Below are 26,365 nucleotides of genomic sequence, written 5' to 3'. Positions count from 1 at the left end.
CCCATGACATCCGACAGCGACCTCAAACGCATGGAGATGAACGCCGACTCCGTCCGTGAGGTCGGCCGCAACATCGCCGGCAAGCCCATGCAGCGCCTCAACGACATGACCCGCGTCGTCGCGGGGCTCAACGTGCACTCCGGCGCGTACGGCCTGTTCGGCTTCTTCGGCTCGTCGCTGGCGGACGCGCTCGACCAGGTCAAGCTGGCTGCTCACCAGTACGTGTCGGCGACCAGGCACGAACTGGCCGAGATGGAGTCGAAGGCGTTCGACACGGCCAACACCGCCGTCCAGGGCGACGGCGCGGCCACCCGCGTCACGGCCGTCTGAGAGCCACGGTCCGAGAGCCGCTGTCCGAAAGCCGCTGTCCGAAAGCCGCAGTCCAAGAGCCGCTGTCCGAGAGCAAGTCTGAGAGCGAGGACACATGCCAACACAACCGCAGTCCGTCATCGCCGGCGCGGGCATGGCCCAGCTGGGCTCGGCACTGCTGGGCGGCGGCCGCGCGAAGTACGCGGCGATGATCATCGCCCTCACCGCCGCCGACACCCCCGAGCTGCGCCAGGCCGCGCAACAATGGGAGGAGCTGTCGGCGGGACTACGCGAGCACCCCCAGCTGGTCCAGGAGTCCGTCAAGGACGTGCACTGGATGGCGACGAGCGCCGAGCTGTTCCAGCAGACGGTCGACACGCACAGCGACGAGGTCGCCGACAAGGCCGACCTGCCGCAGGCCACGGCGGACTCCATGCGCACCTCGGCCGACGCTCTCGACTTCGCCGGGAACCTGATGTTCGACGTGGGCGCCGCCATCCTCCTGGCGGGGACGATCTACCAGCTCGGGCGGATCAACCCTTATATCCGGCCCGCCGCAGAGGTGGCGGCGACGATGTTCGGCCGCCGGGCCGACCAGCAGGCCGGTCAGGGCGCCTTGAAGCTGCAGACGTTCCTCAGGGGCTCGGAGAGCCTGGCCGGCAAGATCGCCGGCCGGTTCACCAAGGTATCGCCCGTCAAGAAGCTGATCCTCGGCGGCGCGACGGCGATAGGCGGCGGGATGGTCGCCAATTCCGCCGTGGCCGACGACCTAAGCGAGACGGCCCTCCCGAAGGGCAACCAACCGAACCCGAACCAGCGCAACCAGCCGAACCCGACGCAAGGCAACCAGCCGAATCCGACGAAGGAAGTGTGATGCCGGCTTTCGACGAAGCGGCCATCGATCGCATGATCGCCGACACCCAGCGCCCCTTGGACGGGTTCGCGGAGCTGTACGAGCAGGTCCTGGCCGTACAGGGGTTCGCCCAGGACGCGGAGAAGCTGGTGACCGTGGAGTGCTCCACCCAGGGTGTCACCGCGCTGGACATCAACCCGCGCGCACTCCGCTGGGGCTCGGACAAGCTCGCCACCACGATCCTGGAACTGATCGGCGCGTCACTGGCCGACCTGCAGGAGAAATCGAACGCGCTCATGACCGAGCGCTGGGGAGCGGCCCCGCCGGACCTCACTGAAGAGGGCAACCCAGCCGAACTGCGCCTGCAGAACGCCCAGGACACCTACGACCGGGCCATGGAGAACGCGATGACCGAACTCACCCGAATCCAGCGACGGGTGGACGGCTCCTAGACCCGTCGATGTTCCTGGTCCGGTCTCCTGTCACATTCGACGCCTTCGCGGGTTCATGTCTTTGAGCCTTGACATGGCTGACCACGGTTGTGGCTCGGGATTGCCTGCACACGCTGCGTTCCCGGCGGCAGCGGCGGGAGGAGACGCACCTGCCCGAGCCGGTCGTGATCCTGAGCAGCGACCTCGACCCCGAGCAGGAGGCGTTGCCGGCCGACTCGGTGGGGCCGGCCCTACTCGTGGTGCTCGACCGGCTCAGTCCGGCCGAGCGGTTGGCGTTCGTGCTGCACGACATGTTCGAGCTGCCGTTCGACGAGATCGCCGGGATCGTGGGCCGTACGCCGCGCGGCAGCTGGCCAGCCGGGCGCGGCGCCGGGTGAACGACGCCGCGATCCCATCGCCCGACCCCGATCTGGTGCGGCAGCGGCAGGTGGTCGACGCCTTCTACGCGGCCTCACGGGCCGGCGACTTCGACAGATTCCTCAGCCGCCTGTCACATCGCCGGCACGCGAGGGCTCATAGGGGCGACAACATTTCCCAAGCACCATGGAGGACACCGTGGGACCACGGGTCCCCGACGCCGGCACACACCTGTCCGAGATCCAGGAGTTGGCCGGCGCGATGGTTGTTCGGCGTTGGCCGGGACCGACGGTGCGGCCCAGTGTTTCTTGGTCTGGCACCAGGCGAGCCAGGAGGTGACGGCGGCGCGGTTGCGGTTCCAGGTCGCCGGCGCGCTCGCGCCCCACAGCTCGGCGAGCGCGGCGCCGATCTCGGCGTTGGCGGCTGCGGCGAGGGTGACGTGTCCGCCGCGCAGTGCGGCGATCTTCGGGGCGGCGCTCATGTCGGCCGCCGTAGGACGGCTGTAGCGATGTACCAGATAACGTGCCGGAGTCGCGCACCGCCCCGGTGAGGGGTTGTCCTGGTCAGCGCACGGCCACTATCACGTATATGTCCGAGACGGTGCGCAGGGCCGGAAGGGGTGACCGTAGGAATCGTCCACGGGACCCAAACTGTGTACATCTTCATTCGTGACCTGCACCGTTGATGCTGGGCGGCCATGACACGCCCCCACCTGACCCGCTATGACACTGGCCCGCGATCCCTTTCCGCCGCATTGCGGCCGCCTTGCTCGAAAAGGAGTCGCACGGCAGCTTCATCGCCTTCGACGTCGATAAGCCCACGGGCATCGTCAAGGGTGAGCACGCCCGCGGCCAGCCCGAGAACGATCGAGGCGTCAGCGTGCACGACGGCATCGAGATCGCCACCATCGTGCAGGGTCACCTCGATGCCTGAGCCCGTCGCCCGCACCTGGAGCAGTCGGCCGTCGACCGCGATCCCCACCCTCGACGTCTGGTGTGCGGCCGCCTTGCCGGTGAGCAAGGCGCGGAGGCCGACGATGAGCCAGTCGGTGTGGAAGCGGTCGCCGCCCGGCCCGCGCGCCATGAGCGGCGTGGACCAGCGGATGAGGCTGTTGATCGACTCCCGCAGCTCGGTGCCCCAGGGGGTGAGTACGTACACGATGGCGCCGGCCTCCTCGGCCGGCCGCCGCTCGACCACGCCGGCGGCCTGAAGGTCGCGCAGACGGTCGGTGAGCAGGTTCGTGGCCACGCCGGGCAGCCCATCGAGCAGCTCGCGGTAGCGGGCGGGAGCGATGAGGAGCTGGCGGACGATGAGCAGATTCCACCGGTCGCCCACGACATCGAGCGCCCGGGCGAGACCGCAGTACTGGCCGTAGCTCCGACTCATGGCGATCACTTTACATTCTCAAGTGCGCCTGACAATATCCAGCACATCGCCGGTGGGTGTGGTCATGGCTGACGCAGGAGGTCGATGACGGGCCTCTACTCCAGGCGAGACTCCGGCTCTGATATCCAGGGAGGTGCTGACATGGTCCCGACCGCGGCGTATGGCGGTGCACCCGACACCATGGCGCGGGCTCGTGTGGCGTTGCGGGAGGTTGTTCCCCGCCTGGTCGCACTGGTGCGGAGCGTCCCGGACCCGCACGCCATATCGGTCGGCGCGTGGACGGTGGGCGATGTCGCCGCTCACCTGGCTCATGTTTTCCGCTTCGACACTGACGCCGTCGCCGCACGCCCGGTCCCGGACGCCATGGTGACGACGGCCGGTATGGCTGAGGTCAACGCGAAGATGCTGGCCGAGGACGGCGAACGGGCCCCCTCGGTGCTCGCGGATCGTATCGCCACGCTTGCCGGCGAGTTCGACGACATCGCACCAACCGCTTCTGGGTGGAAAGCTCGCCGCTTGGGGCCCTCGGCCATGGAAGCTGGCCCGCATGCTCTCCGTCATCAGCCCCCCGTAGGGCCGTTCGTTCTGGTCGCGGATCCGAGTCCCGAGCCGACGGGCCGCTGATCGGAATGTACGACCCGGACGGGCTGGGCGCGGTGCTGGCCGACGGCCGTGAGCGGGGCTGAGGCGAGCTTCGCGCCCCCGTGGCCAAGTCGACGCTCAGCCACCATCTACGCGTGCTGCGCGACGCCGGCATCACCCGGACCCGCCAGGAAGGCACCCGCTGCTTCGTCGCCGCCGCCCTGTCTCTGGCGGTGGCCCTCGCCCGCGCCGCCGTCGTGGCCCGGCTGCGGCGGCTGCTGCCGCATGTGTCCAGGGCCAGTGGCGCCCTGCTCACCCTCGCCGGCCTGTACGTCCTGTATTACGGCTGGTACGAGCTACGCGTCTTCGCGGGCGCCGATGCCGACGACCCGATCGTGGGTGCGGCGACCGCCGTGCAGGCCACCATCGCCGGTTGGGTGGGTGGGCTCGGTCCGGGGTGGATCGCGGCCGTGCTCATCCTGCTCGCCCTGGCGGCGCTGGCGGTGCGCACGGCGCGCCGCGGCGATCGAGCTCGCTAACAGGATCCTGGGAAGAAGGTTGCCCTCGACGTCGCCATCTCCTATCTTGGAATAGTCGTTCCAAGATAGGAGATGGTGAGATGCCCGACATCAAGCACTTCGATCCCGACATGACGCTGGACCAGGTCGTACGCCTGTTCTGGCAGCGCGGGACCGAGGTCACCGGCATCGCCGACGTCGTCCAGGCGACCGGGCTCAGCCGCTCCAGCCTGTACGCGACCTTTGGTGGCAAAGCGCAGCTGCAGGCCGCCGCGCTGGGCCGCTATCTGGAGCGGCAGTCGCGGCCGGTGTTCGACGCTCTGGCCGCCGACGATCGCGGCGTGCCGGCCATCGCCGCGTTCTTCGAGCGGCTGGTGGCGGCGCGGTGTTCGGGCGAGCACGCCCGCTGGGGATGCCTGGTCACCAACACTCACGCCACCGCGAGCGGTGGCCTGCCGGAGATCCGGGAGATTTTGGACCGCCACCACGACGCGCTGCGGGCGGCGATGCGCGCCGCGCTGGAAGTCGCGCGTACGAAGGGCCAGCTCCGGGATGGCGTGGATGTGGGGGCTGCCGCGGAAGCGCTGACCCTGCAGGCGTACGCGGTCAACCTGCGCTCGCGAGCCGGCGCCGAGGCGGGCGTCCTGCTGGCGGGCGTGCACGCCGTACTTGACGGTTTCACCACTACCAAGGAGAGATGATGAGCGGTTTTCGCACCTACGACGAAAGCGACGCCCCCGAGGCCGCCCGCCCCATGCTGGAGGCGGCCAAGAAGCGGATGGGCTTCGTGACCACGCTGAACGGGGTGATGGCCGAGTCACCGGAACTGCTGGCCGGCTACAACGCGCTGGCCGAGCAGTTCGGCAAGTCGTCGCTGCCGGCGGCGGCCAAGCAGGTGGTGTTGATCACGGCCAGTGTGGAGAACGGTTGTGAGTACTGCGTGGCCGCGCACTCCACCCTGGCGCTGCGTGCCCGGGTGCCGGCCGAGGTGGTCGAGGCGCTGCGCGCGGGGCGGCCGCTCGCCGACGAGGCACTGGAGGCGGTCCGCCGCCTGACCCGTGCGGTGGTGGTGCAGCGCGGCTGGGTGGAGGAGGCCGAGATCGAGGCGTTCCTGGCCGCCCGGCACACCCGCCGCCACGTGCTAGACGTCGTGCTCGGCGTCGGCATGAAGACCCTGTCGAACTACACCAACCACATCGCCCACACCCCACTGGATCCGGCCTGGCAAGACCAGGAGTGGACCCGCGAGCAAACGGCAGTCTGACCTCTCCCCATGCCGACCTGGCGTCGCCCCTGGCCAACCCACGGGTGGCGCCGGCTGCTGGACCAGCCGCTCACCGACTTACACGCCCGGCTGGCCCTCAACGCCGTCACCCACCTGGAGTTGGTACACGCCTTGGCACCGCGCATGGTCGCCCGCGGCCACGGCGGCATCGTGCTGGTCTCCGCCCTCGGCGCGCTGCAGGGACTGCCCAACATGGCGCACGAGAGCGCCGCCAAGGCTTATGTGCTCAACCTCGGCGAGGCCCTGCACCACGAACTCGCCCCCGACAAGATCAACGTCAGCGTTCTGCTGCCCGGCAACGTCGACACCCCGATCATCGACACCTTCGGCCTCGACCGCTCGGCCCTGCCCATCCGTCCGCAACCGGCGGACAAGGCCGTCGCCGAGTTCATGACCGCCTTCCTCAAGGGCCGCACTCTGCACATCCCCGGACGCGGAATGCGCATGATGACCCGGCTGCTGCCGCGCGCCCAGGCCGTCCGCATGAACGGCCGCATGCTCGGCCAGGCAGCCCGCAACCTCGCCACCCGCAACCCGGCCGGCACCCGGACATGACCACCATCCGCTTCCACGGCGGATGCTCCAGAGCGGGTGCATCCCGCGTCTGCTGACCGCCCGGGGCATCCCCATGGGCCCACTCGCCCTTCTCGCATGCCCGCGGCGGGCGCATCGGCCTGACCCGGCGCACACCATCCCGAAACCCCGGCAGGAGTCCCCACTCATGACCATGACGGCCGCACCAGCCACGCAGACCTACCACATCTTCATCCGGGCACCCCGGCAGCGCATCTGGGACGCGATCACCCAACCCGACTACAGCGCTGGATATCTGTTCGGCGCCCTGGTCGAAACCACCGCCGAGATCGGCTCCCTGTTCCGCTATCACTCCCCGGACCGCACGCAGCTGTGGGGCGATGAGACCGTGCTGGACGCCGAGCCGCCGCATCGGCTCGTCGTGAGCTACCGCGGCTTGTACAACCCCGACCTGGCCGACGAGCCGGCCAGCCGGGTGAGCTGGCAGATCGAACCCGCCGACGACGGCACCTGCCTGCTCACCGTGGTGCACGACAACCTCGAACACGCCCCCAAGACCGCTGCCCGTGTCGCCGGCCCAGGCTGGATGCGCGTGCTGAGCGGCATGAAGACTCTGCTGGAGACCGGCTCACCGCTCAACGCCTGACCGAGCGGTCGGCTTACCTCTCCCGTCAAGGCATGACCTTCGACGACACGCTGCTCATCGACGGCAGAGGGGGCAACTGCGCAGCCTTCCAGCAGCAAGGAGGGACCGCGCTGCGATGGAAGATGGGCACCAATGACACCGCCGAGGTCGTGGACGGTCTAAACCGATGGCTGGAGGCCCTTCCGCACCTTGCGGCACCCGCAGCCTCCCCCGGCCGTAGCGGGAATGAGCGCCGGCATCAGCCTGCGACGGACGCTAAGTGACCGCCGGAGAGTGCGGTGGGCGGCTCATTGCATGGTGAAGCGCAGCGAATGGTCGAACGAGTCCGGACAGGTAAACACATAAAGCGCGTAGCCGCGGCCGATGACGATCGCCGTGGGCATGTTCGGCTCAGCCAAGGACTCGAACTCGCCGGTGGGGTAGCCGGCTCCTCGACGGGCCGCCAGCTCCCGCCGTACGGGCTCTCCCAGCGCCTTCCAGATCGGCTTGTTCCTGCTCGCTCAGCACCAGGCTCTCACCCCGTCTGGTACGACCCCAAGCCTGCGCGAGGATGCGGCGCCTCAGCCGGACGCCTTCGGTCGCCACCTCCCCTTTGTGAAACGTCTCACAGGTCGGCCAGGACTCATCTGCCGGCCACAGCAGCGGCCCGCCCACCGAACTGTCCCCAGGCCCCGGGTCTCCTGGCCGTGGATGCAGGCGCGTCGCCGTACGACGGTAGGCGGCCAGCTCTGGGAACACCGCGGCGATGTCGACGGGCCGGGGTGGTGTGGTCCGGGAGGGCGTCATCCAGACAACATACTGATGGCAGGTGACACAGTTCGGCACCGCCTGAGCGTCCGGGCTGGGCCTATCCGCCCCGGCACGGTCGGAGCACTTGCCATACGGGAAGCGATCTTCTGGGTCCCTGGTTCGCCCAGGTCACGCACACTCGTGAATACCCCGAGTACGAAGGCGTTCGACACGGCCAACACCGCTGTCCAGGGCCGGCGCGGCCACCCGCGTCATGGCCGTCTGAGTCGCGGCCATCGACCGCATAATCGCCGACACCCAGCGCCCCCTGGACGGGTTCGCGGAGCTGTACGAGTAGGTCCTGGCCGTACAGGGGTTCGCCCAGGACGCAGAGAAGCTGGTGACAGTGGGGCACACCGCCGGCGTTTGACGCCCGTCACCATCACCTACGCGACGTCGGGCCGGGTCATCAGCGGCGACCGCAGATGCAACTCCAGGCTGGGGCTGGTCAGGGGCACGGTGCTCCACGTCGCCACCGCTGTCGCCGCGTCGGCGTCGAGCACCAGCCGGACCCGGTGCGGGGTGGTGATGACGTAGAGGTCGGCGACGAACGTGTCGCCCTGCCAGGCGCCGGCGGCGACGACCGGGCGGCCGAGCGGCGAGCTTTCCCGCCATTCGCCGTGCCCGACGGCGACTTTGAGGGACGACCCGAGCCGCAGGTGCCATCCGCCCTCCACCGGCTCCACGGCCACCGTGGTGCCGTCGGGCAGGGCCGAATCCTCGGCGGAGGCGTCGATCCTCGCCGCACCCGAACGGGAGGGGGCAGCCGAACCCGGCACCTGCGCGAGTGACAGCCGCCGCAGCCGATCGGCGAGGATCTCGTCGTCCCGGGCGCTTCCCCCGTCATCCAGGCCGGGCAACAGGCAGTCCCAAAAGACGCCGGGCAGTGCGTCTACCTGCTCCACGGCGGCGGTCACGACGACCACGAGATCGTGGGACGGGACGACCACGCATTGCTGGCCGAAGGCGCCGTCGCCGTGATAGCCGTGACGCGACATCCAGAACTGGTAGCCGTACCCGCGAAGAAAGTCGGGGTTGGGCGAGTCGTCATCGAGTTGCCGGGTCTCGATGTGCGTCTCGATGTGCCGTCTGGTCGCGAGCTCCACCCATTCGCGCGGGACGAGCCGGCGGTCGCCCCAGACGCCTCCGCGCAGCAGCAACTCGCCGAAAGCGGCGACGGCCTCGGTCGTGAGGTGCAGCCCGTGGAATCCGAAGGCGGCACCGCTCGCCACCCGATCCCATTCGGCGTGGTCGACGCCCATCGGCTGGAACAGGCGGTCGTCGAGCAGCTCCGGCAGGCCGCGGCCGGTGACCCGTTCCACCATCCGGGCCAGGACGAAAGTGGTCGCGTTGTCGTAGGTGTGCCGGGCTCCCTCAGGCTCGGAGAACGGTACGCGCAGGAAGCCCTTCACCAGGTCGTCGGGTTCCAGCTGCCAGGCTGCGGCGAGGCTGTCCGTGCTGTGCCCGGCCGTCATGGACAGCAGGTGGTGCACGGTGATGCGGCGTCCCTGCTCGGAGATGTCGGCCGGAACGTGGTCCGGCAACACGTCCACCACCCGGTCGTCCAGCGAGAGCAGCCCGTCGGCGATCGCCAGCCCCACCGCGATCGCGGTGAACGACTTGGTCAGCGAATAGAGCAGATGCGGGCGCCCGGCCGAGTACGGCGCCCACCAGCCTTCGGCCACGACGTGACCGTGGCGTACGACCATGATGGAATGGAGCTCGATGGATTGTGCTTCGAGCCGGTCCAGCAACGCGACGATCGAGCGGGACGAGACCCCCGAAGCCGCCGGTGTCGAGCGCGGTAGCAAGGCCGGCTGAGAACGCATGCGGGCACCGTAACAAGGCGATCTGCCCGATTCCACGGAATTTCCTACGCGACGACTGGCACCACATGTGGATTGCCTGGACGGGTAACGAGCGTGTCAGCGCACGATCACCGCCAGGAGAGCATCTGCTGGGCGTTGTCCAGGATCGGGCCCGGGGCCTCGGCGGGCGCGCCGATCCTGCGGGAGGCCACGGCCTCACCCAAGCCAGGCCCGGCCACCCGAGCTGCGAAGGCGTTGTGGCTGGTCACAGGGGATGTGGGCGCGGCCGTCGCCGTCGCGGCGACGACGGATACGGCAGCGGGCAGATCGTCGAGCCGGCATCCCCCAGAAGACAGTGATCTTTCTAGCCCGCTTCCGGTGGCGTCAGATACGCCGTCTGAATGAGCCGCGCCCCCGAACGCCGGTCCACATAGAACCCCCGCCCAGGCGGAAGCTGCTGCGGCCGCACGTTGCCGAACAGCGCCCCCTCATCCCGAGGCCCCGACAGCAGCACAGCCGGGGTGTTCATCTCCTTCAACCGCCGCACGACCGGGTCGAGCAGGCTGCGCCCCGCCCCGCCCATGGCCCGTCCCAGGATCAGGTGCAGCCCGATGTCGCGGGCCTGCGGCAGCAGGTCCCCGAGCACGGCCAGCGGATTGGCGGACGTGGCCACCAGGTCGTAGTCGTCCACGATCACGTACAGGTCCTGGCCGGTCCACCAGCTCCTGGTCCGCAGCTGCTCGGAGGTGAGGTCGGGCGGCGGCAGCCGGGTCTGCATGACCTCGTGGATGCCCTTGAGCACGGTGGCCGCGGCGGTGCTGGAGGCGGCGTACCCGATCCGGTGCTCGTTGTCGGCCGTGTCGAGCAGTGAGCGCCGGTAGTCGATGATGACGATCCGCGCCTCCAGCGGCGTGAACCTGTCGACGATGCCCTCGGCGACGACGCGCAGCAGGTTGGTCTTGCCGCTTTCGGTGTCGCCGAAGACGACGAAGTGCGCGTCGGCGTCGAAGTCGAGCGAGACGGGCGCCAGGGCGGCCTCGTCGATGCCGATCGGGATGCGCGGGCCGCTCTCGTCCGGTCCGGGCAGCGTGTGTACGGGGAACCGGTCGGGCAGCAGCCGTACGGGTGGCGCCGGTGGCTCGTGCCAGGCGTTCGCCGCGTCCGCCACCAGCGCGGCGACCCCTTCGGCCAGGTCGTCCACGGTGGCCTTGCCGTCCACGCGGGGCAGCGCGGCGAGGAAGTGCAGCGCCTCGCGGGTCAGGCCGCGGCCCGGCGCGCCCTCGGGTACGTTGGCGGCGGCCTTCCGGTCGATCTCCGACTCGAAGGAGTCGCCCAGCCTGAGCTCCAGCCTGGTGGAGAACATGTCGCGTACATTGGACCGGAACTCCGACCACTTGTTGGCGGTGCCGACGACGTGGATGCCGAAGCCGAGCCCCCGGGAGACCAACTCGCTCAGCGGCGCCTCCAGCGACTCGAACTCCTGGCGCATCGTGGCCCAGCCGTCCACGACGAGGAAGACGTCACCCCAGCCGTCGCCCTCGTACTCCCCCGCGGCCACGAGCCGGCGATAGGTGGCGATCGAGTCGATGCCCCGCTCCACGAACAGCCGCTCCCTGCGCGCCAGCAGGGCGGTCATCTCCGCCACCGTGCGCCGGACCCGGTTGGTGTCCAGCCTGGTCGCCACGCCGCCGACGTGCGGCAGCCCGGCCAGCGCCGACAGCGTGCCGCCGCCGAAGTCGAGGCAGTAGAACTGCACCTCCTTGGGCGTGTGGGTGATCGCGAGCGCGGCGATCAGCGTACGCAGCAGGGTGCTCTTGCCCGTCTGCGGCGATCCGATGATCGCGGCGTTGCCCGCCGCGCCCGACAGGTCCAGCCAGTACGGGTCGCGCCGCTGGTCGAACGGACTGTCCACGATGCCCACCACGGCGTGCAGCCGGCCGGGGCGGTTCTGGCCGGTGCCGGCGGCGGTGAGCCCGTGCGACGCGGTCGCCTGGAGCGGCGGCAGTAGCCGGTCGAGCGGGGCCGGCTCCTTGAGCGGAGGCAGCCAGATCCGGTGGGCGGCGGGTCCCTGCCCGTTCAGGCGGTCGACCACGATGTTGAGCAGGCTGTCCTGCTGCTCCCGGTCCTCGGCGGCGGGCTCGGGCTCGACGGCGGGCGGCGGCGGCAGCGGCACTCGCTCCGTGCCGTACCAGACGATCTTGCCCTGGTGGCCGGGACGGGCGGCGACCGCGCGGTTCTCCCGCTGCGCCACCTGGTAGGGACCGGACACGTAGGCGGCCTTGAACCTGGTCATCCCGGTCGTCTCGAACATCAAGTACGCGTTGCCCGGCTCGGGCGGCAGCGAGTACGCGTCGGCGACGCCCAGCACCGCCCGGCTCTCGGCCGCCGAGAACGTCCGCAGCCCGATCCGGTACGACAGGTGCGTGTCCAGCCCGCGCAGCCGCCCCGACTCCAGCCGCTGGGAGGCCAGCAGCAGGTGCACGCCGAGCGAGCGGCCGAGCCGGCCGATCATCACGAACAGCTCGATGAACTCCGGCTTGGCCGACAGCAGCTCGCTGAACTCGTCCAGCACGATGAACAGCGTCGGCAGCGGGCTCAGCCGGGCGCCCTGCTCGCGGGCCTGCTCGTAGTCGCGTACCGAGGCGTAGTTGCCGGCCGAGCGCAGCAGCTCCTGGCGGCGTACCAGCTCGCCGTGCAGCGCGTCGTGCATGCGGTCGACCAGCGGGAGCTCGTCCTCCAGGTTGGTGATGACGGCCGAGACGTGCGGCAGCGTGTCCAGGCCCAGGAACGTCGCGCCGCCCTTGAAGTCGACCAGGACGAAGTTCAGTACCTCGGAGGAGTGGGTGATCGCCAGCGCGAGCACCAGCGTACGCAGCAGTTCGCTCTTGCCGGAGCCGGTGGCGCCGACCACGAGCCCGTGCGGGCCCATGCCGCCCTGCGCGGCCTCCTTGATGTCCAGCTCGACGGGCCGGCCGTCGGCGCCGAGGCCGAGCGGCACCCGCAGCCGGTTCCTGACCGGTCGGGCCTGCCAGGTCACGGCGGCCGAGATCCGGCGGGCGTCGCCGATGCGGAGCAGGTCGGTGAGCGTGGTGATGGTGGCGAACGCGTCGCCTTCCTCCTCGGCCCCGCCGGCCGCGCCGGCCCGCATGGGCGCGAGCTGCCTGGCCAGCGCAGCGAACGCGGGCAGGCCCAGCACGTCGGGCCGGCCGAGCACGGTTCGGACCTGCTTGCCCATGTCGTCCTCGACGACCCGGACCACCTCGTCGGCCGTGACGTCGAGATTCAGCGAGAGCTGCGCGGGCGCCTGTCCCGCCGACCCGCTGAGGTCGATCACGGTCACGCCCTCGATGGCGTCGGTGCCGAGCTGACTGCCCGCGGGCACCCGGCCACCGTCCAGGATCACCAGGTGGTACGGCAGTACGTCCTGCGACAGGCCCCTGCTGAACCTCGGCCGGTCCTTCAGCTCGAACCCGAGCAGGTCGTCGAGCTCCCCGAGATCCCTGGTGACCAGCCTGACCGGGCCCGCGCCGTCCTCCTCCTCAGGATGGAAGGCGTGCGGCAGCCACTTGACCCACTCCCACTCGGCCGCGTGCTCGGGCCCGGTGCACACCGAGACCCGCAGGTCCTCGGGCGAGTGCAGGGCCACCGCCTGGGCCAGCGCGGCGCGGACCAGGCCGCGGACGGCCTCGGGCTCGCCCGCGAGCGTGATCCGGGCGAAGGAGTGCAGCGCCAGCGCGACCGGCAGGCCGGGGACCGTGGCGTGGGTACGGACGAAGCGGCGCAGCGCCCCGGCGGACATCGGGTCGAGGTCCTCGATCGGCCTGCTCTCCGGCGGGATGAGCGGCAGCGCGAGGCGCTGCGCGGAGGTGGCGATCCGCAGCTGGCCGAAGTCGTCGTCGCGGGGGCGCCGCTCCCACAGCCGCGAGGTCATGACCAGTGACCACAGCGTGACGGGGTCGGGATGGTTCCAGGTCATGGCCTTGCGCTGCTGCTCGGCGGCCTTGCGTACGCGCTTGCGCACCTGCTCCAGGTAGCGGTAGTAGTCGCGGCGCTGGCCGTTGATGCGGTTCTTGCGCTCGCCGGTGTTCCTGAGCATCTGGCCCATCGTCATGCCCACCATCGAGACGGCGAACAGGCCGCTGGAGACCATCATGATCGGGTTGCCCGTGCCGCCGCCGGTGAACATGAGCGCCATCGCGCCCGCCCCGGCGATCATCGGCAGGTACGTCAGTATCTGGGTCAGGCCACCGCCCGTGACCGTCTCGGGGATCTCGGGTGGCGGCTCCAGCAGCACCTCACCGCTCGGCTGCTCCGGCGGCCTGCGCCGGTCGGGCCGACGCACCACCCATGTGTTGCCGCTCACCGCACCGCACCTCACCGAACACGCCACCGAACAACCCTCATAAAAGCCCGTCAGACCACGTATTCAGCGACATTTCAAATTTTCTCGACATATTTACGGCGGCGCGGCGGGGGCCCAGTCCATACACTCCTCCAAGTGAGCGCCACCGGAACCGACCTGTGCCGGGTCACGATCGTCACCCCTCGGGGATCCCTCGATCTCGGCCTGCCCTCGGACATGCCGCTGGCGAGCATGCTGCCGACACTGCTGCGCATCGCGGGCGAAGGGCTGGCGGAGGCCGGGCTGGCCCACGGCGGCTGGGTGCTCCAGCGCGTGGGCGGCCAGCCGTTCGACGTGAACGTCACGCTGTCGGACCTGGCCGTGCACGACGGGGAGCTGCTGCACCTGCGGCCCCGGGGGCACGAACTGCCCGAGACCGTCTTCGACGACGTGGCCGACGCCGTCGCGACCGGCGTACTCGAACGCACCAGCCGGTGGCAGCCCACCGTCACCAGGTCGTACGGGCTGCGGACCGCCGCGGTGGCGCTGGGCGCGGGCGCCGCCGCCCTGCTGCTGACCGGCCCGCCCTGGACGCCCACCGCCATGGTCGCGGCGGGGATCGCGCTGGTGCTGCTGCTGGCCGCGGCGGCGCTGTCGCGGGCCCTGGGCGACGCGGGCGCGGGGGCGGCGATCGGGTACGCGGCCCTGCCGTACGGGTTCGTCGCCGGGCTGCTCGGACCCGATTCCCCGACCGGCCTGACCGGGCTGGGCGCGCCGCACCTGCTGGCGGCGTTCGGGGTCACGCTGATGCTGGCCACGGCCATCGGGTTCGCCGTCGCCCAGGGGCTGCCGACGTTCCTCGGGGTGGCCTTCGCCGCGTTCTGCGGCCTGCTCGGCGCACTGGCGGTCATGGTCCTCGCCGTACCGGCGGCCGGGGTGGCCGCGCTGCTGGCCACACTGGCCGTGGGCATGACGACGGTGGTGCCGTCGGTGTCGTTCCGGCTGGCCGGACTGCCGCTGCCCGCCCTGCCGACGACCGCCGACGAACTGCGCCGCGAGGGCGGCGACCTGGACGGCCGGATGGTGATCGACCGGACGGTCGTCGCGGACGCCTTCTGCACGGGCCTGCTCGGCGGGGTGTCGCTCCTCACGCTCGGCGCCCAGATCCTCCTAGCGGTGGCGGGCACCTGGCCGGCGATCGCGATGAGCCTGTCGCTCTCGGCCGCCCTGCTGCTACGCGCCCGCGTCTTCGAAGGCCGGGCCCAGCGGCTGTGGCTGCTGACCTCGGCCCTGCTCGGCTCCGGCCTGCCGATCCTGGCCGTGGCGGTGGGGTCGGCCCGCGAGGTGGTGCTGTTCGGGGTGGTGCCCGGGCTGGTGATGCTCGCGCTGCTGGTGGCCGGGGTGGCGCTCTGGCTCTCGGCGTCGCGGCCCACTCCGTTCTGGGGGCGGCTGGCCGACATCCTCGACATCGTGCTGATGATCGCCCTGCTGCCGCTGGCGCTGGCCGTACTGGATGTGTACGAGACGATCCGCGGGCTGGTCAGCTGAAGCGCAATGCCTATTCACAGGCCCGGATTCCAGTCTCGTCACCATCGAGACCAAGCACCTGTGGGCTTGCCGCTGCCCGGTGCGCCTGTTCTTACTCGTGGCGCAACTCTTGGACGGCCTCTCGCAGGTGCGTGTGGAGTTCGTCTTCTTCGCCATCGCCGAGGGCGGCCATGGCGGCGGGAAAGGCGTCGGTGAGATCGACCATGACGTCGAGCACGACCTCGTCCACGAACTCACTAAAGGACGCGGGTCCTGTCTTGGACCGCGCGCTGTCCAGCCGCGGTTTGTTCACCATCTTCATCTTGATGATCGGGCGCTGTTCCGCCGTCGCGGAGATGTCAGGACGCATGACGATTCCTTCCGCGAAGTTGCCCGGAATGTCCGGCAGGCCGTGCAGGTGTGGCATTCGAGTGGGGAACCGCAGTGGCAGGGCGTCGAGCTCGTGTCTGGGACCCCTGCCGATCAGGGGCACGACATCGAGCCCGGCAGCTGCCGCCACGGCTGCCACGTCGGCATAGGGCAGCAAGAGGCCGGCGTCGTCCGGACGGTCGTGCCGGAGCACGTCGAAGAGCGCGAACCGCAGGCTCGGGCTGTACCAAACCCCGGTCTGCACCGCGCTTACCCCGGGCACCGGGTCAACGTCGGCATGTGGATAGTGGCCGCCGTACAACTCTCCATAGATGCGCACGACCGTTCCGCCCAACGACAACGCATGGCAGAAGTCTCAGTGTCCACACGACGTTCCCGAAACTGTTTTTCGCCCCGGAAAGCCCGCCTGGATTCGGCGGGCGCGGCCTGACGGCCAGCGGGGTCGGGCCGGATGCGAGGGGGTGAGACCGATCCAGGTGGCCGGAAAATCAGTCGCCTCCGCGTACGCCCTGCGGCAGCATGGTCACGGGCGGTTGTCGGGGTTCGGGAGGGGCGGATGGCTGTGCTCGGATCGCTTCAGGGCTCCGAAGGCGTTTCATCCGGACGAAAGTCGGCGGTCCTGCTCGCGCTGCGTCACTACTGCGGTGAGCTGGTGCGCCAGTGGCGCGTCGCGGCGCCCGCGCTGACGATGCCCGCGTTCGGGAACATCTGCCTGTTCTACCTGGCGCCGCTGGCGGTGGCCGGCATTGTGGGGCGGCTGTCCGCGGGTGGCGACGGCTCCGTCGGCGCGCTCCTGCCGTACGTGCTCGGTTTCGCCGGGTTGCTGCTGGCCGGTGAGGTGCTGTGGCGGATCGGGCTGCATTTCCTGAATCGTACGGACGCCCGCGGCATCGAGCACCTCGGCGTGGTGGGCATGGACGAGTTGCTGACCAAGGACACCGCGTTCTTCCACAACAACTTCGCCGGGTCGCTGACCAAACGGGTGCTGGGGTTCTCCTCCCGGTTCGAGGACTTCGTCGACACGCTGACCTTCTCCATCATGGCCAAGGTTGTGCCGATCGCCTTCGCCTCGGTGGTGCTGTGGACTTATCACCCGCTGCTGGTCTTCGTTCTGCTGGGCCTCATCGTCGTCACGGGCTGCCTCGTCGCGCCGCTCATCCGCCGCCGCCAGGCGCTGGTCGACGAGCGTGAGGCCGCCAAGGTGCGGGTCTCGGGCCACGTCGCCGACGTCCTGTCGAACATGGACACCGTACGCGCGTTCGCCGCCGAGGACCGCGAGGCCGCCGAGCATCGCGTCAGGGTCGCCGAGCTGCGGAAACTGTCGCTGCGTTCCTGGGACTACGGCAACCTGCGCGTGGACACCGTGGTCGCCCCCATCTCGATCCTCACCAGCGCCCTCGGCCTGCTGCTCGCCGTCGCGCTCCGGGGCGGTCTGGGCGTGGAGGCCGTCGTGGTGACGTTCACCTATTACTCCAACACGATCAGCGTCATGTTCGAGTTCAACCAGGTATATCGGCGCATCGAGAGCGTGCTCACCGAAGCCGCCCAGTTCACCGAGCTGCTGCTCGTACCGTCGAGTGTGGTCGATCCGGCCGACCCGCAGCCGCTGCGCCGGGCGGACGCGAGCGTCCGCTTCGACCGGGTGACGTTCGCGCACGCCGGCGGCTCGTCCCTGTTCGAGCGTCTGGACCTGGACATCCCCAGTGGCACCAAGATCGGACTGGTCGGCCAGTCCGGCGGCGGCAAGACCACGCTCACCCGGCTGTTGCTGCGCCTCATGGACGTCGACGGTGGCCGGATCCTGATCGGTGGCCAGGACATCGCCCGCCTGCGGCAGGCCGATCTGCGCAGCCTCATCGCGTACGTGCCCCAGGAGCCGGCCATGTTCCACCGGTCGGTGCGCGACAACATCGCCTTCGCCCGGCCGGGCGCCACCGACGCGGAGATCATGCGGGCCGCGCGGGCGGCGCACGTCACGGAGTTCGTCGAGTCGTTGCCGAAGGGATTCGACACGCTGGTCGGCGAGCGTGGCGTCAAGCTGTCCGGCGGCCAGCGGCAACGGGTCGCCCTCGCCCGCGCCATTCTGCGCGACGCCCCGATCCTGCTGCTGGACGAGGCGACCAGCGCCCTCGACTCGGAAAGCGAGATCCTCGTCCAGGAAGCGTTGTGGGAGCTGATGCAGGATCGCACCGCGCTCGTGGTCGCGCACCGCCTGAGCACCGTCGTCCGCATGGACCGGCTCGTCGTGCTGAACCAGGGCGAGATCGTGGAGCAGGGCACCCACGGCGAGCTGCTCGAGTCCGACGGCTCCTACGCCCGGCTCTGGCGTCACCAGTCCGGCGGCTTCCTAGTGGAGGACGACACCCCGGACGCGCTCCACCGATGAAGGGCCGTCCGCGTCCTCGTGGTCGGCGGTTGATTCGTCGTCGCGTACCTGAGCGGCGGTGATGGCCACGGTGGTGACGATGTCGGCGACGGTGGCACCGCGAGACAGGTCGTTGACGGGCTTGCGCAGTCCTTGCAGCACCGGTCCCACCGCGACGGCGCCGGCACTGCGCTGGACGGCCTTGTAAAGGTTGTTGCCGGTGTTGAGGTCGGGCACCACGAAGACAGTGGCGTGGCCGGCCACCTGGCTGCCGGGCATCTTGGTCCGCGCCACCGAGGGGTCGACCGCGGCGTCGTACTGGATCGGCCCCTCCACCATCACGTCGGGACGGCGCTCGCGGACCAGCTCGGTGGCGGTGCGGACCTTGTCGACATCGGCGCCGGCACCCGAGGCACCCGTCGAGTACGACAGCATGGCGATCTTAGGGTCGACACCGAACAGGGCGGCGGTGCGAGCCGAGGAGATCGCGATGTCGGCGAGCTGCTCGGCACTCGGATCGGGGTTGACCGCGCAGTCGCCGTAGACCAGCACCCGGTCGGCCAGGCACATGAAGAACACGCTGGAGACCAGCCCCAGGCGCAGGATCTCGAACGCCGGCCTGATGGTGTGCGCGGTGGTGTGCGCCGCACCCGAGACCATACCGTCGGCCATGCCGGTGTGGACCATCAGCGTGCCGAAGTAGGACACGTCGGTGACGGTGTCGCGGGCCAGCTCGGTGGTCATTCCCCGGTGCGCCCGGACTCTCGCGTACTCGCGGGCGAACCGCTCGCGCAGCCGCGCGTCGAACGGGCTGAGCACCCTGGCCTCGTCCAGATCCAGGCCGAGCTGGGCGGCTTGCACCCTGATCCGCTCCTCGTCGCCGAGCAGAGTGAGCTCGGCCACGCCACGGCGCAGCAGGACGTCGGCCGCGCGCAGGATGCGCGGCTCCTCGCCCTCTGGCAGCACGATGTGCCGCCGCCGGGTCCGTGCCCGATCCAGCAGCTCATACTCGAACATCAACGGCGTGACGACGTCGGTCTTGGCGATGGCCAGCCGATCGAGCAGCAGCCGGCCGTCGACGTGCTCGGCGAACAGCCGCAGCGCTGTGTCGATCTTCCCGCCGGCTTCTGGTGTGAACTGGCCCTCCACGGCCGACAGGCGGGTCGCGGTGTCGAAGGTGTCATGGTCGGTGGCGATGACCGGCAGGGGAATGGCCATGCTGCGCAGCAGCCGGTCCACCGGGGCGGGCAGATCCGTGCCACCCGTCATGATCACCGCCGAGAGGGCGGGGAAGCCCGGTGCCGCGTGTGCCGCGATCAGCCCTGGGAGTAGCGCGGCGGCCCGATCGGACGGGATGATCACCGCGGCGCCCTCGGTGTAGCGGTCCAGGATGCCGGGCAGTGACATCGCGCCCACCATCAACGCGCTCGCCTCCCGGCCCAGCCCGTCGCGCTCGCCGAGGAAAAACCTGCCGTCGCAGGCAGCCAGCAGGTCGGCGACGGTGGGCGCGCGCAGGGAGGGAGTCTCGGGCAGTACGAACACCGGCGTGGGGTGGTCGATCGCGATGCGCTCGGCAGCGGCCCGGGTGACCACGACCGCCAGTTCCTGGGCGTGGTGCTGCGCCAATTGCCGGGACGACAGCTCGACCGCGGCACCGATCTCCGAGACCGTCCTGGCTCTCCCGCTCACCACGTTCAGCACGGGCGTTCCCAGGTCCGCGGCAAGCCGGGCGTTGAACTCGAACTCGGTCGGCGCGCCCACATCGGTGTAATCGGTCCCGACCACGACCACCGCGCCGCATCGCCCCGCGAGCGCACGGTAACGAGCCACGATGTCACCGGCCGCCCGCTCGGCGTCGGCGTGCACCTCGTCGTAGGTGACACCGGCGTACGTCTCGTAGGGCAGGCTGAGCTGGAACCTGCTCCGGATGGTGTTGATCAGGTTGTCCTCACGGCCTGCCCGCACCACTGGACGGAACACGCCCACGGTCCCCACCTGCCGGGACAGCAGCTCCACCATGCCCAGGGCGACCACACCCTTGTTGCTTCCCGCCTCGCCCGCCGCGACGTACACCGCACGTGTCATGTTCACATTGTCTGTTGGCTCCTTCTCGATCTCGGCAGCGGGCTGTCGGCAACGGCCGCGCTCCTACGGCAAGCCGCCCGGGCAGCTATCAATGGTCGTAGCGGAGCAGGTCTCCCGGCTGGCAGTCGAGCGCGTCGCACAGGCGCATGAGTGTCGAGAAGCGGATCGCCTTGGCGTGTCCGTTCTTCAGAATCGACAGGTTGACCACGGTGATCTCCACGCGGTGCGACAGTTCGGTGAGCGTCATGCCCCGTTCCTGGAGCAGTTCGTTGAGGCGGACCGTGATGGCGGGCTCGCCCATCAGATGGTGGCCTCGACCTCTTCGAGCAGGGCGACGCCCCGGCGTACGATCTCTGACACGCCCAGCGCGACGAATCCCCCAAAGATGGCGACCAACTGCACGGCCGAAGGACCATAGAACGGATAGCTCTCTGTCAGCAGCATGGAGGAGAGCATGACCTCCGCGACCGTACCGATGACGGCCGACACGAGGGAGCCGACGATCAGGATGCAGCCGAACCTGCGCAGCAGCCGTGCCGTGTCGGCGGAGAACAGCGCCCGGTCGCCGGATCTCGCTCTGCGCAGTGCGCGGACCAGCGTGAACACCGCGAGCAGTCCCGTCGCCGCGCCGGGCGCCCACATCAGCAGGTAGAGCAGGCCGGCAAGCGGCGCGGGCCCCTGCGGCCTGACCATCACTTCGGCGGCCACGTTGCCGATCGTGGCGTCGCCCGCCGCCAGGCCCTCGATCGGCAGGTCGTACACGCGCAGCGGGATGCCCCCGCCGTTGGGCGTGCCGAAGAAGGCCATTCCCGCCGTCATGGCGAGCAGGCCCAGAGCACCCAGGCAGGCGATGATCAGGGCGAAGGTCAGCAGGATTTCGAGTCGGTTGAGCCACTTCATGGACATAACGATAATCGTAAATAACGAAACTCGTTATGTCTAGGGCCGCGAGGCGTCCCACGCGGCGCGATCAGCGCCAAGCCCGCGACCCGACAGCACGGTGACCGCTCGAACTCCACGCCACAACGCAAGGTTTCGATGGCGCAGGACATCCATGATCGATACAGGGCGCGGCCGTTTCGGGCTCCACCCTGAGTGATCAAGATCGGGTTCCGGTGTGATCACGGCCAGGCCGGACAGCGGGCACCCCTGGCCCGCCTGTCACCTTTTGATTCTGCTAACGGGACTTTCCGCTTGGATGCTCGAACCCCCTCACGGAATCACGAAAGCTTTCCGACAGGTCGACGACAGTACTCGTGAGTAGCTTCGACCCGCAGACGGACCGTCGCCCCAAGAGCTGGAAGAGGCTCTCTTTCCCAAGGAGGAAGCAAGGCGGCGCTCGATCGCGCTTATCACGAGCCCCGCCTCGGGGCAGAACAACTCCCCTGTCGGCTTCTGGGCGTGCAACGGCGGCGCGACCCTGCTGTGGCGGTGGCGGCTCCGACCTCTGGCTCTCATCCGAGCACACCGCTGACGCCGTCTGCCTCGACGGCTACGGCAGCAGTTGGCACGGCAACGGCAGCCCCGTGGGCCTGTGGAGCTGCAACGTCAGCAACCCCAACGCCTGGCAGCGCTGGTACTGACCGACCGCGAATGACTCCTGTCCGGCCTCGAAGGATCGGACAGGAGTCATTCGCGCGTATCGCTCGCCAAGCAGATCCGCCAACTCGGCATTTCTCCAGACCTGGCAGGCAGCCTGACCAAAAGGCCAGACCCCCTCCACCGATGTCTAGAAGTCGAACACTCCCTCTTTCACCCCACCGGCGAACGCCTTCCACTCTGGATCGGTGAACACCAGAGCAGGCCCATCGGGGTCCTTGCTGTCCCTCACCGCGACGCGTCCGGCCGACAGGGGAGCCACCTGTACGCAGTTCCCCTGAGCGTCCGAGAGGGGACTCTTTCGCCACACCGCGTTCCTGAGTTCTTCGCTCAGCGCCAGATCCATTCTTGTTTCAACCTCTCTTCGATCAGCGCCATCGAGTCTGCCTGGGACAGCGCATCCGCCCTGATCGTCTGAAACCAAGCCTTCAGCATCTCCACAGACTCGAGCCGGTCCACCATGCGGCCCCCATCAGGGGTGTCGATGAAGACGGCTTCGTCGCCATCTCCAGCCGTCCGAGCGATCACGAACCCTGCCACCAGGCCACGCGTAGACATAGCGCGTAGGGGGACGATCTGAATCACTATGTTCGGACTTCTACCCATCATGAGGAGATGTTGAAGCTGATCCCGGGTGATTTCCTCGCTTCCTACCGGGCGTAGCAGTGCGCACTGGTCGAGAACGGCATATAGGAACGGAGGGTTGTCCCGGCGCAAAATGGCTTGTCGCTGCATCCGCGCCTCTACGGCTTCTTTCACTTGCTCAGGGGTTGTACCGGGCTTACCTCGGCAGACAGCTTCCGCGTACTCCCGAGTTTGGAGCAGGCCAGGAACGATCAACCCTTCATAGGCGCACAGTTCCGTGGCCCGCTTCTCCCTGTCCAGCCACGGCAGGAAGTTGCGAAAGGTCACGTTGCTGCGAGACCTACGGGGAAGGTGCTGCACGAGATCACCTGGCGGGAGCCCCATGGCTTCCTCGCACCGGCGTGCCCTGTTCTCATCCATCCGGCGGTCGGCCCGTTCGATGTTGCCGATCTGCTGACCTGTGAGAGCGACCCGGGCCCCCAGCTGAGCCAACGTCAATCCCGCCTCTTTGCGCCGTTTACGCAATTCATAGCCATATCGCGCGTCTGGGCTTGTTTCGGGGTCTAGGTTTACCTCGATTCCCACGCCACATTCCTCCTTGCGTGCCACTGCGGCGAAACTCCGCAGCCCGGAAACTGTGTCGCTACAGACTTTGCCGACCACTGAGAAAAATATCGCTCCGATGCCATTCTGGCTAGCGGTTCACCACGCCCTCCACCTGTGGTGACACAGGCTGAAGAAATCCAGAGGCGAGCACGACACGGACAAAGTCGGTGAATAATCATGAATGCGGCGCTTCACTCCCCCACCCAATGCCATACCTTCGAGATGAAGGATCTGGATCCCCGCGTGATCCCCGCCAGAGCGCGCGACACCATCGCGTCGTGGGTGGGAGCGGACCACCCCCGGGCGTACGACCTTCAGACGCTCGCCACGGAGTTGGTCACCAACGCCATCAGGTACGGTCTCGGGACCATGCCTGCGGCGCGGTGGGTGCGCATGAGGCTAGAGCCGGAGAAAGGCTTCATCCGCCTGGTCGTGGTCGATCCTGGGCACGCCAATACCTTCCCTCGGCTTCGACAGCCCGTGAACGACCCCGGCCCCGAGGATGAGGACGCGGCGATCGAGTTCGGCCGTGGGCTGCGCATAGTGCACGAGATCACCGACGGCTCGTGGGGTCACTACTACAACACCCGGAACGAGCGGGTCGTTTGGGCTCTGGTGCCCCGACGCTAGACATCCCCACGGTCGGCAAGACGGTGCCTCTGCCTGCCGTGGGGAGCACGCCTCCCACGGATCCCGGTTCAGCACCGCCCGACCGCGACTGAGGTGCGGCTGTACTAGTCCTGATCCTCGTCGTCGTCCCAGTCCTCATCGTCGATCAGCCAGTCGGGCCGTGTGATGAGCGGGTTGCCGTCCACACGAAGCTCTGTGACGGTGAGATGATCCAGCCACTCGGGCAGGACAGTGATCTCGTTGTCGCTCAGGTCAAGTCCGTCGAGGGCCGTGAGGCCGCTCAGCCGTTCAGGTAGCTCGGTGAGATCGTTATCGCTCAGGTCGAGCTCGATGAGGGCGGTGAGGTTGCCCAGCGTGTCAGGCACCATGGCGAGCCGATTGCTGCCCAGCCTGAGGCCGGCGAGCTTGGTGAGGTTGCCGATGCTGTCGGGCACCGTGGTGAGCTCGTTGGCCGCCACGTTGAGCGTCATGAGATTGGTGAGGTTGCCGATGGCGTCGGGCAATACGGCGAGCTCGTTGGCCGCTACGTTGAGCGCGACAAGGTTGGTGAGGTTGCCCAATGTGTCAGGTAGTGCGGTGAGGTTGTTGTGCGGCAACTTAAGGCTGGTGAGGTTGAGGAGGTCGCCGAACGAGCCAGGCACCGTGGCAAGCTGATTGCCGTCCAGCTTGAGCGTGGTGAGGCCGGCGAGTCCGCCGAACGTATCCGGCAGGATGGTGAGCTTGTTGTGCGACAGCTCAAGCTCGGTGAGGTTGAGGAGGTCGCCGAACGAATCGGGCACCGTGCCGAGCTGATTGCCATACAAGTTGAGTGTGCTGAGGTTGGTGAGCCGGCCGAATGTATCCGGCAAGACAGTGAGTTTGTTGTGCGACAGCTCAAGCTCGGTGAGGCTGGTGAGGTCGCCGAACGAGCCAGGCACCGTGGCAAGCCGATTGCCGTCCAGCTTGAGCGTGGTGAGGCTGGTGAGCCCGCCGAACGTATTCGGCAGGATCGTCAGTTTGTTGTGCGACAGCTCAACTTGGGTGAGGTTGGCGAGCCGCCCGAATGTATCCGGCAAGGCAGTGAGTTTGTTGTGCGACAGCTCAAGCTCGGTGAGGTTGATGAGCCCACCGAACGAATCAGGCAACATCTCCAGCTGATTGTTGTTCAGCCCTAGCTCGGTAAGGTTGGTCAGATTGCCCAGCCATTCGGGCAGGGCACTTAGCCGATTTCCGAAAAGATTGAGCTTGGTGAGATCGGTGAGCCGGGACAACCCGCCCGGCAAGACGGAGAGGTTGTTGCGCTTAAGGTCGAGTTCGGTGAGGTTGCGCAACGTATCCGGCAGCTCGGTGAGCCGATTGCCGGAAAGGTTGAGCTTGGTGAGATTGGTAAGCCTGGACAAACCGACCGGCAAGGTAGTGAGCTCGTTGTCTTGCAGGTCGAGTTCGGTGAGGTTGCGCAACGTATCCGGTAGTGCGGTGGTCCGATTGCCGCCCAAGTACAGCTTGGTAAGATTGGCGAGGTTGCCGAACGTGCCGGGCAGGTCGGTGATCTGGTTATAGGCCAGGTACAAAGTCGTGAGGTTGGTGAGATTGCCCAACGCATCCGGCAGCTGAATCAACCGAGTGAGGCTTAAGTCGAGCTGGCTGAGGTTAGTCAGGTTGCCCAACGTGTCCGGCAACACCTTGATCGGATTGCCGCCCAGGTTGAGTGTGGTGAGATTGGTCAGCCTGCCGAATGTGTCCGGCACGGCGACAAGCCTGTTGCGCCACAGGTTGAGCTCGGCGAGGTTGGTGAGGTCGCCCAACGTGTCGGGCAGAACAGCGATGTTGTTGAAGGCCAGGTCGAGGACTGTGAGGTTGGGCAGGTCGTTCAGCCACTCGGGGACGCGGGTGATCCTGTTGTCGCGTAGCTTGAGCACAGTGAGATTGGTCAAACTACGCAGCCATTCGGGAAATTCGGTGAACCGATTACCTTTCAGGTTGAGCTTGGTAAGCCCGGTGAGGTCGCCCAGCGCCTCAGGCAAGGTATCAAGACCGAAGCCAGAAAGGTCCAATTCAGTAGCGCCGCTATCCAGCGCTGCGGCAATCCGCCCGTCAACCTCTGAAGGCACTCCAGCCCACCTCATTTCGATGTCTTGCCATCAAGTTCCATGCTTCCGATAAAGCGGCCATGGGCCGATGATCGACAGACAATACCGCGCGATCGTCCATCGAGCGCATAAGAACCGCCTCCGCCACAGGACCGCGGTCGGTGTTCAGCGGTCGGTGTTCAGCGGTCGGTGTTCAGCGGTCGGTGTTCAGCGGTCGGTGTTCCGCTGCGCCACCGCGGTTTCGCAAAGCCCCTGGGCTCGACGATTCACGGGCTTTCTGGCTTCGTCTGAAGTACCAGCAGAGTGTTTGGTTTGGTTTCGGGTGTGATGGCGCTCCGACGGTCATGTCAGGGGTGCCGGTTCCATGAGCCGATGCGGGTGTTGCTGCCAGGGGGCCTGCCAGAGTGGGTGCTCTGGCAGGGGCGGGCAGCGTCAGGATGCGCCGACGCACGATCGCCTGCACGATGTCGAACCGAGCGATGTCGAGTCGAACCAAGCGACGTCGAACCGAGCGACGTCGAGCAGGCGGCCCGCGCCGACGACCACAAACGCCTGGTGGCGGCCGAGGGTGCGCGGCGCGCATGTCCATTACAGAACTGTTGAAGTATCGCGCTCTGCCCGCTCTTATCTGGATAAATTGGGCCGGGC

The 26,365-nt window shown here is 68.3% G+C and carries 24 protein-coding genes and 2 pseudogenes; 15 read left to right on the top strand and 11 right to left on the bottom strand.

Translation table 11 applies throughout. The annotated features are described in order from the left end of the window. Positions 1-3 precede the first annotated feature (3 nt). The 5 genes and pseudogenes from ACIBO2_RS03935 to ACIBO2_RS03915 all read left to right on the top strand — a co-directional run bounded on the left by ACIBO2_RS03935 (position 4) and on the right by ACIBO2_RS03915 (position 2,477). Positions 4-330: a hypothetical protein gene (locus tag ACIBO2_RS03935; protein WP_225290145.1), complete on the top strand. Its 327-nt coding sequence runs from the start codon at positions 4-6 to the stop codon at positions 328-330. A gap of 94 nt (positions 331-424) precedes the next feature. Continuing rightward, positions 425-1,183, top strand: coding sequence for a hypothetical protein (locus ACIBO2_RS03930; RefSeq protein WP_358536629.1), 759 nt, complete (start codon positions 425-427; stop codon positions 1,181-1,183). Continuing rightward, positions 1,183-1,614 carry a hypothetical protein gene (locus tag ACIBO2_RS03925; protein WP_358536627.1) on the top strand — a complete coding sequence of 144 codons (432 nt, stop codon included), beginning with the start codon at positions 1,183-1,185 and terminating at the stop codon, positions 1,612-1,614. Before ACIBO2_RS03930 ends, ACIBO2_RS03925 begins: the two co-directional genes overlap by 1 nt. 74 nt (positions 1,615-1,688) lie before the next feature. After that, a pseudogene (locus tag ACIBO2_RS03920) lies at positions 1,689-2,107 on the top strand (sigma factor-like helix-turn-helix DNA-binding protein); the annotation flags it as partial. Positions 2,108-2,279: 172 nt separating this feature from the next. Beyond that, positions 2,280-2,477 (top strand): hypothetical protein, encoded by a 198-nt coding sequence (locus ACIBO2_RS03915; RefSeq protein WP_358537566.1) that lies wholly within the window; start codon positions 2,280-2,282, stop codon positions 2,475-2,477. A 214-nt stretch (positions 2,478-2,691) separates the two neighbouring features. Here ACIBO2_RS03915 and ACIBO2_RS03910 read toward each other — a convergent pair whose 3' ends face one another. Then, positions 2,692-3,357 (bottom strand): helix-turn-helix domain-containing protein, encoded by a 666-nt coding sequence (locus ACIBO2_RS03910; protein WP_358536625.1) that lies wholly within the window; start codon positions 3,355-3,357, stop codon positions 2,692-2,694. Between the two features lie 141 nt (positions 3,358-3,498). Here ACIBO2_RS03910 and ACIBO2_RS03905 point away from each other — a divergent pair, with 141 nt between their 5' ends. The 7 genes and pseudogenes from ACIBO2_RS03905 (at position 3,499) to ACIBO2_RS03875 (ending at position 7,185) form a co-directional block, all read left to right on the top strand. Continuing rightward, complete coding sequence (locus ACIBO2_RS03905) at positions 3,499-3,981, top strand: hypothetical protein (protein ID WP_397295226.1); 483 nt, start codon at positions 3,499-3,501, stop codon at positions 3,979-3,981. Between the two features lie 5 nt (positions 3,982-3,986). Next, positions 3,987-4,154 (top strand): annotated as a pseudogene (locus ACIBO2_RS03900) (ArsR/SmtB family transcription factor); the annotation flags it as partial. 404 nt (positions 4,155-4,558) lie between these two features. Continuing rightward, positions 4,559-5,158, top strand: a complete 600-nt coding sequence (locus tag ACIBO2_RS03895) for a helix-turn-helix domain-containing protein (protein WP_358536616.1) — start codon at positions 4,559-4,561, stop codon at positions 5,156-5,158. Continuing rightward, positions 5,155-5,721, top strand: a complete 567-nt coding sequence (locus ACIBO2_RS03890; RefSeq protein WP_397295224.1) for a carboxymuconolactone decarboxylase family protein — start codon at positions 5,155-5,157, stop codon at positions 5,719-5,721. Before ACIBO2_RS03895 ends, ACIBO2_RS03890 begins: the two co-directional genes overlap by 4 nt. 9 nt (positions 5,722-5,730) lie before the next feature. After that, entirely contained in the window at positions 5,731-6,297 is a 567-nt protein-coding gene (locus ACIBO2_RS03885) for an SDR family NAD(P)-dependent oxidoreductase (protein WP_397295222.1), read from the top strand. A 166-nt stretch (positions 6,298-6,463) separates the two neighbouring features. After that, the gene (locus ACIBO2_RS03880) at positions 6,464-6,922 is read left to right on the top strand and encodes an SRPBCC domain-containing protein (RefSeq protein WP_358536607.1); all 459 of its coding nucleotides are present in this window, start codon (positions 6,464-6,466) and stop codon (positions 6,920-6,922) included. 32 nt (positions 6,923-6,954) lie between these two features. Further along, complete coding sequence (locus ACIBO2_RS03875) at positions 6,955-7,185, top strand: hypothetical protein (protein ID WP_358536604.1); 231 nt, start codon at positions 6,955-6,957, stop codon at positions 7,183-7,185. Between the two features lie 912 nt (positions 7,186-8,097). Here ACIBO2_RS03875 and ACIBO2_RS03870 read toward each other — a convergent pair. The 3 genes from ACIBO2_RS03870 to eccCa all read right to left on the bottom strand — a co-directional run bounded on the left by ACIBO2_RS03870 (position 8,098) and on the right by eccCa (position 13,882). Further along, complete coding sequence (locus ACIBO2_RS03870; RefSeq protein ID WP_358536601.1) at positions 8,098-9,540, bottom strand: serine hydrolase domain-containing protein; 1,443 nt, start codon at positions 9,538-9,540, stop codon at positions 8,098-8,100. A 107-nt stretch (positions 9,541-9,647) separates the two neighbouring features. Then, positions 9,648-9,788, bottom strand: coding sequence for a hypothetical protein (locus ACIBO2_RS03865; protein ID WP_358536598.1), 141 nt, complete (start codon positions 9,786-9,788; stop codon positions 9,648-9,650). Positions 9,789-9,883: 95 nt separating this feature from the next. Further along, positions 9,884-13,882, bottom strand: coding sequence for a type VII secretion protein EccCa (gene eccCa, locus ACIBO2_RS03860; RefSeq protein WP_397295219.1), 3,999 nt, complete (start codon positions 13,880-13,882; stop codon positions 9,884-9,886). A 135-nt stretch (positions 13,883-14,017) separates the two neighbouring features. Here eccCa and eccD point away from each other — a divergent pair, with 135 nt between their 5' ends. Continuing rightward, the gene (eccD, locus tag ACIBO2_RS03855; protein ID WP_358536593.1) at positions 14,018-15,409 is read left to right on the top strand and encodes a type VII secretion integral membrane protein EccD; all 1,392 of its coding nucleotides are present in this window, start codon (positions 14,018-14,020) and stop codon (positions 15,407-15,409) included. A gap of 91 nt (positions 15,410-15,500) precedes the next feature. Here the strand turns inward: eccD and ACIBO2_RS03850 are convergent, their stop codons facing one another. After that, complete coding sequence (locus ACIBO2_RS03850; RefSeq protein ID WP_397295216.1) at positions 15,501-16,097, bottom strand: RNA ligase family protein; 597 nt, start codon at positions 16,095-16,097, stop codon at positions 15,501-15,503. A 237-nt stretch (positions 16,098-16,334) separates the two neighbouring features. Between ACIBO2_RS03850 and ACIBO2_RS03845 the strand changes: the two genes are divergently transcribed. Next, a complete protein-coding gene (locus tag ACIBO2_RS03845) occupies positions 16,335-18,164 on the top strand; it encodes an ABC transporter ATP-binding protein (RefSeq protein ID WP_358536588.1) in 1,830 nt (609 codons plus the stop codon). On the opposite strand, the gene pta is transcribed toward ACIBO2_RS03845, so the two are convergent. The 5 genes from pta to ACIBO2_RS03820 all read right to left on the bottom strand — a co-directional run bounded on the left by pta (position 18,126) and on the right by ACIBO2_RS03820 (position 22,997). Beyond that, on the bottom strand, positions 18,126-20,228 hold the full coding sequence (gene pta, locus ACIBO2_RS03840; RefSeq protein WP_397295214.1) for a phosphate acetyltransferase: 2,103 nt from the start codon (positions 20,226-20,228) through the stop codon (positions 18,126-18,128). The two genes, ACIBO2_RS03845 and pta, sit on opposite strands and share 39 nt — an antisense overlap. Before the next feature lie 88 nt (positions 20,229-20,316). Further along, the gene (locus tag ACIBO2_RS03835) at positions 20,317-20,529 is read right to left on the bottom strand and encodes a helix-turn-helix transcriptional regulator (RefSeq protein ID WP_358536582.1); all 213 of its coding nucleotides are present in this window, start codon (positions 20,527-20,529) and stop codon (positions 20,317-20,319) included. Then, positions 20,529-21,128 (bottom strand): DUF2975 domain-containing protein, encoded by a 600-nt coding sequence (locus ACIBO2_RS03830; protein WP_358536579.1) that lies wholly within the window; start codon positions 21,126-21,128, stop codon positions 20,529-20,531. The genes ACIBO2_RS03835 and ACIBO2_RS03830 overlap by 1 nt, the downstream gene beginning before the upstream one ends. Before the next feature lie 829 nt (positions 21,129-21,957). After that, a complete protein-coding gene (locus tag ACIBO2_RS03825) occupies positions 21,958-22,173 on the bottom strand; it encodes a DUF397 domain-containing protein (RefSeq protein ID WP_358536576.1) in 216 nt (71 codons plus the stop codon). Further along, positions 22,158-22,997, bottom strand: a complete 840-nt coding sequence (locus ACIBO2_RS03820; RefSeq protein ID WP_358536573.1) for a helix-turn-helix transcriptional regulator — start codon at positions 22,995-22,997, stop codon at positions 22,158-22,160. The genes ACIBO2_RS03825 and ACIBO2_RS03820 overlap by 16 nt, the downstream gene beginning before the upstream one ends. A gap of 243 nt (positions 22,998-23,240) precedes the next feature. Here ACIBO2_RS03820 and ACIBO2_RS03815 point away from each other — a divergent pair, with 243 nt between their 5' ends. Continuing rightward, a complete protein-coding gene (locus tag ACIBO2_RS03815) occupies positions 23,241-23,648 on the top strand; it encodes an ATP-binding protein (protein WP_397295211.1) in 408 nt (135 codons plus the stop codon). Between the two features lie 104 nt (positions 23,649-23,752). Here the strand turns inward: ACIBO2_RS03815 and ACIBO2_RS03810 are convergent, their stop codons facing one another. Next, positions 23,753-25,738: a leucine-rich repeat domain-containing protein gene (locus ACIBO2_RS03810; protein ID WP_397295209.1), complete on the bottom strand. Its 1,986-nt coding sequence runs from the start codon at positions 25,736-25,738 to the stop codon at positions 23,753-23,755. Positions 25,739-26,365: the final 627 nt, after the last annotated feature.

It is taken from the genome of Nonomuraea sp. NPDC050022 (genome assembly GCF_044460705.1).
GTDB lineage: Bacteria > Actinomycetota > Actinomycetes > Streptosporangiales > Streptosporangiaceae > Nonomuraea.
This window is presented reverse-complemented; position numbering and strand designations above follow the sequence as displayed.

Excerpts from the sequence above, each read along its gene's own strand:
- ACIBO2_RS03835 (WP_358536582.1), bottom strand. The coding sequence starts at position 20,529 with ATGGGCGAGCCCGCCATCACGGTCCGCCTCAACGAACTGCTCCAGGAA.
- ACIBO2_RS03890 (WP_397295224.1), top strand. The coding sequence starts at position 5,155 with ATGATGAGCGGTTTTCGCACCTACGACGAAAGCGACGCCCCCGAGGCC.
- ACIBO2_RS03830 (WP_358536579.1), bottom strand. The coding sequence starts at position 21,128 with ATGAAGTGGCTCAACCGACTCGAAATCCTGCTGACCTTCGCCCTGATC.
- ACIBO2_RS03815 (WP_397295211.1), top strand. The coding sequence starts at position 23,241 with ATGAAGGATCTGGATCCCCGCGTGATCCCCGCCAGAGCGCGCGACACC.
- ACIBO2_RS03895 (WP_358536616.1), top strand. The coding sequence starts at position 4,559 with ATGCCCGACATCAAGCACTTCGATCCCGACATGACGCTGGACCAGGTC.
- ACIBO2_RS03880 (WP_358536607.1), top strand. The coding sequence starts at position 6,464 with ATGACCATGACGGCCGCACCAGCCACGCAGACCTACCACATCTTCATC.
- ACIBO2_RS03875 (WP_358536604.1), top strand. The coding sequence starts at position 6,955 with ATGACCTTCGACGACACGCTGCTCATCGACGGCAGAGGGGGCAACTGC.
- ACIBO2_RS03930 (WP_358536629.1), top strand. The coding sequence starts at position 425 with ATGCCAACACAACCGCAGTCCGTCATCGCCGGCGCGGGCATGGCCCAG.
- pta (WP_397295214.1), bottom strand. The coding sequence starts at position 20,228 with ATGACACGTGCGGTGTACGTCGCGGCGGGCGAGGCGGGAAGCAACAAG.
- ACIBO2_RS03885 (WP_397295222.1), top strand. The coding sequence starts at position 5,731 with ATGCCGACCTGGCGTCGCCCCTGGCCAACCCACGGGTGGCGCCGGCTG.
- ACIBO2_RS03825 (WP_358536576.1), bottom strand. The coding sequence starts at position 22,173 with ATGGATCTGGCGCTGAGCGAAGAACTCAGGAACGCGGTGTGGCGAAAG.
- ACIBO2_RS03925 (WP_358536627.1), top strand. The coding sequence starts at position 1,183 with ATGCCGGCTTTCGACGAAGCGGCCATCGATCGCATGATCGCCGACACC.
- ACIBO2_RS03845 (WP_358536588.1), top strand. The coding sequence starts at position 16,335 with ATGGCTGTGCTCGGATCGCTTCAGGGCTCCGAAGGCGTTTCATCCGGA.
- ACIBO2_RS03870 (WP_358536601.1), bottom strand. The coding sequence starts at position 9,540 with ATGCGTTCTCAGCCGGCCTTGCTACCGCGCTCGACACCGGCGGCTTCG.
- ACIBO2_RS03910 (WP_358536625.1), bottom strand. The coding sequence starts at position 3,357 with ATGAGTCGGAGCTACGGCCAGTACTGCGGTCTCGCCCGGGCGCTCGAT.
- ACIBO2_RS03935 (WP_225290145.1), top strand. The coding sequence starts at position 4 with ATGACATCCGACAGCGACCTCAAACGCATGGAGATGAACGCCGACTCC.
- ACIBO2_RS03905 (WP_397295226.1), top strand. The coding sequence starts at position 3,499 with ATGGTCCCGACCGCGGCGTATGGCGGTGCACCCGACACCATGGCGCGG.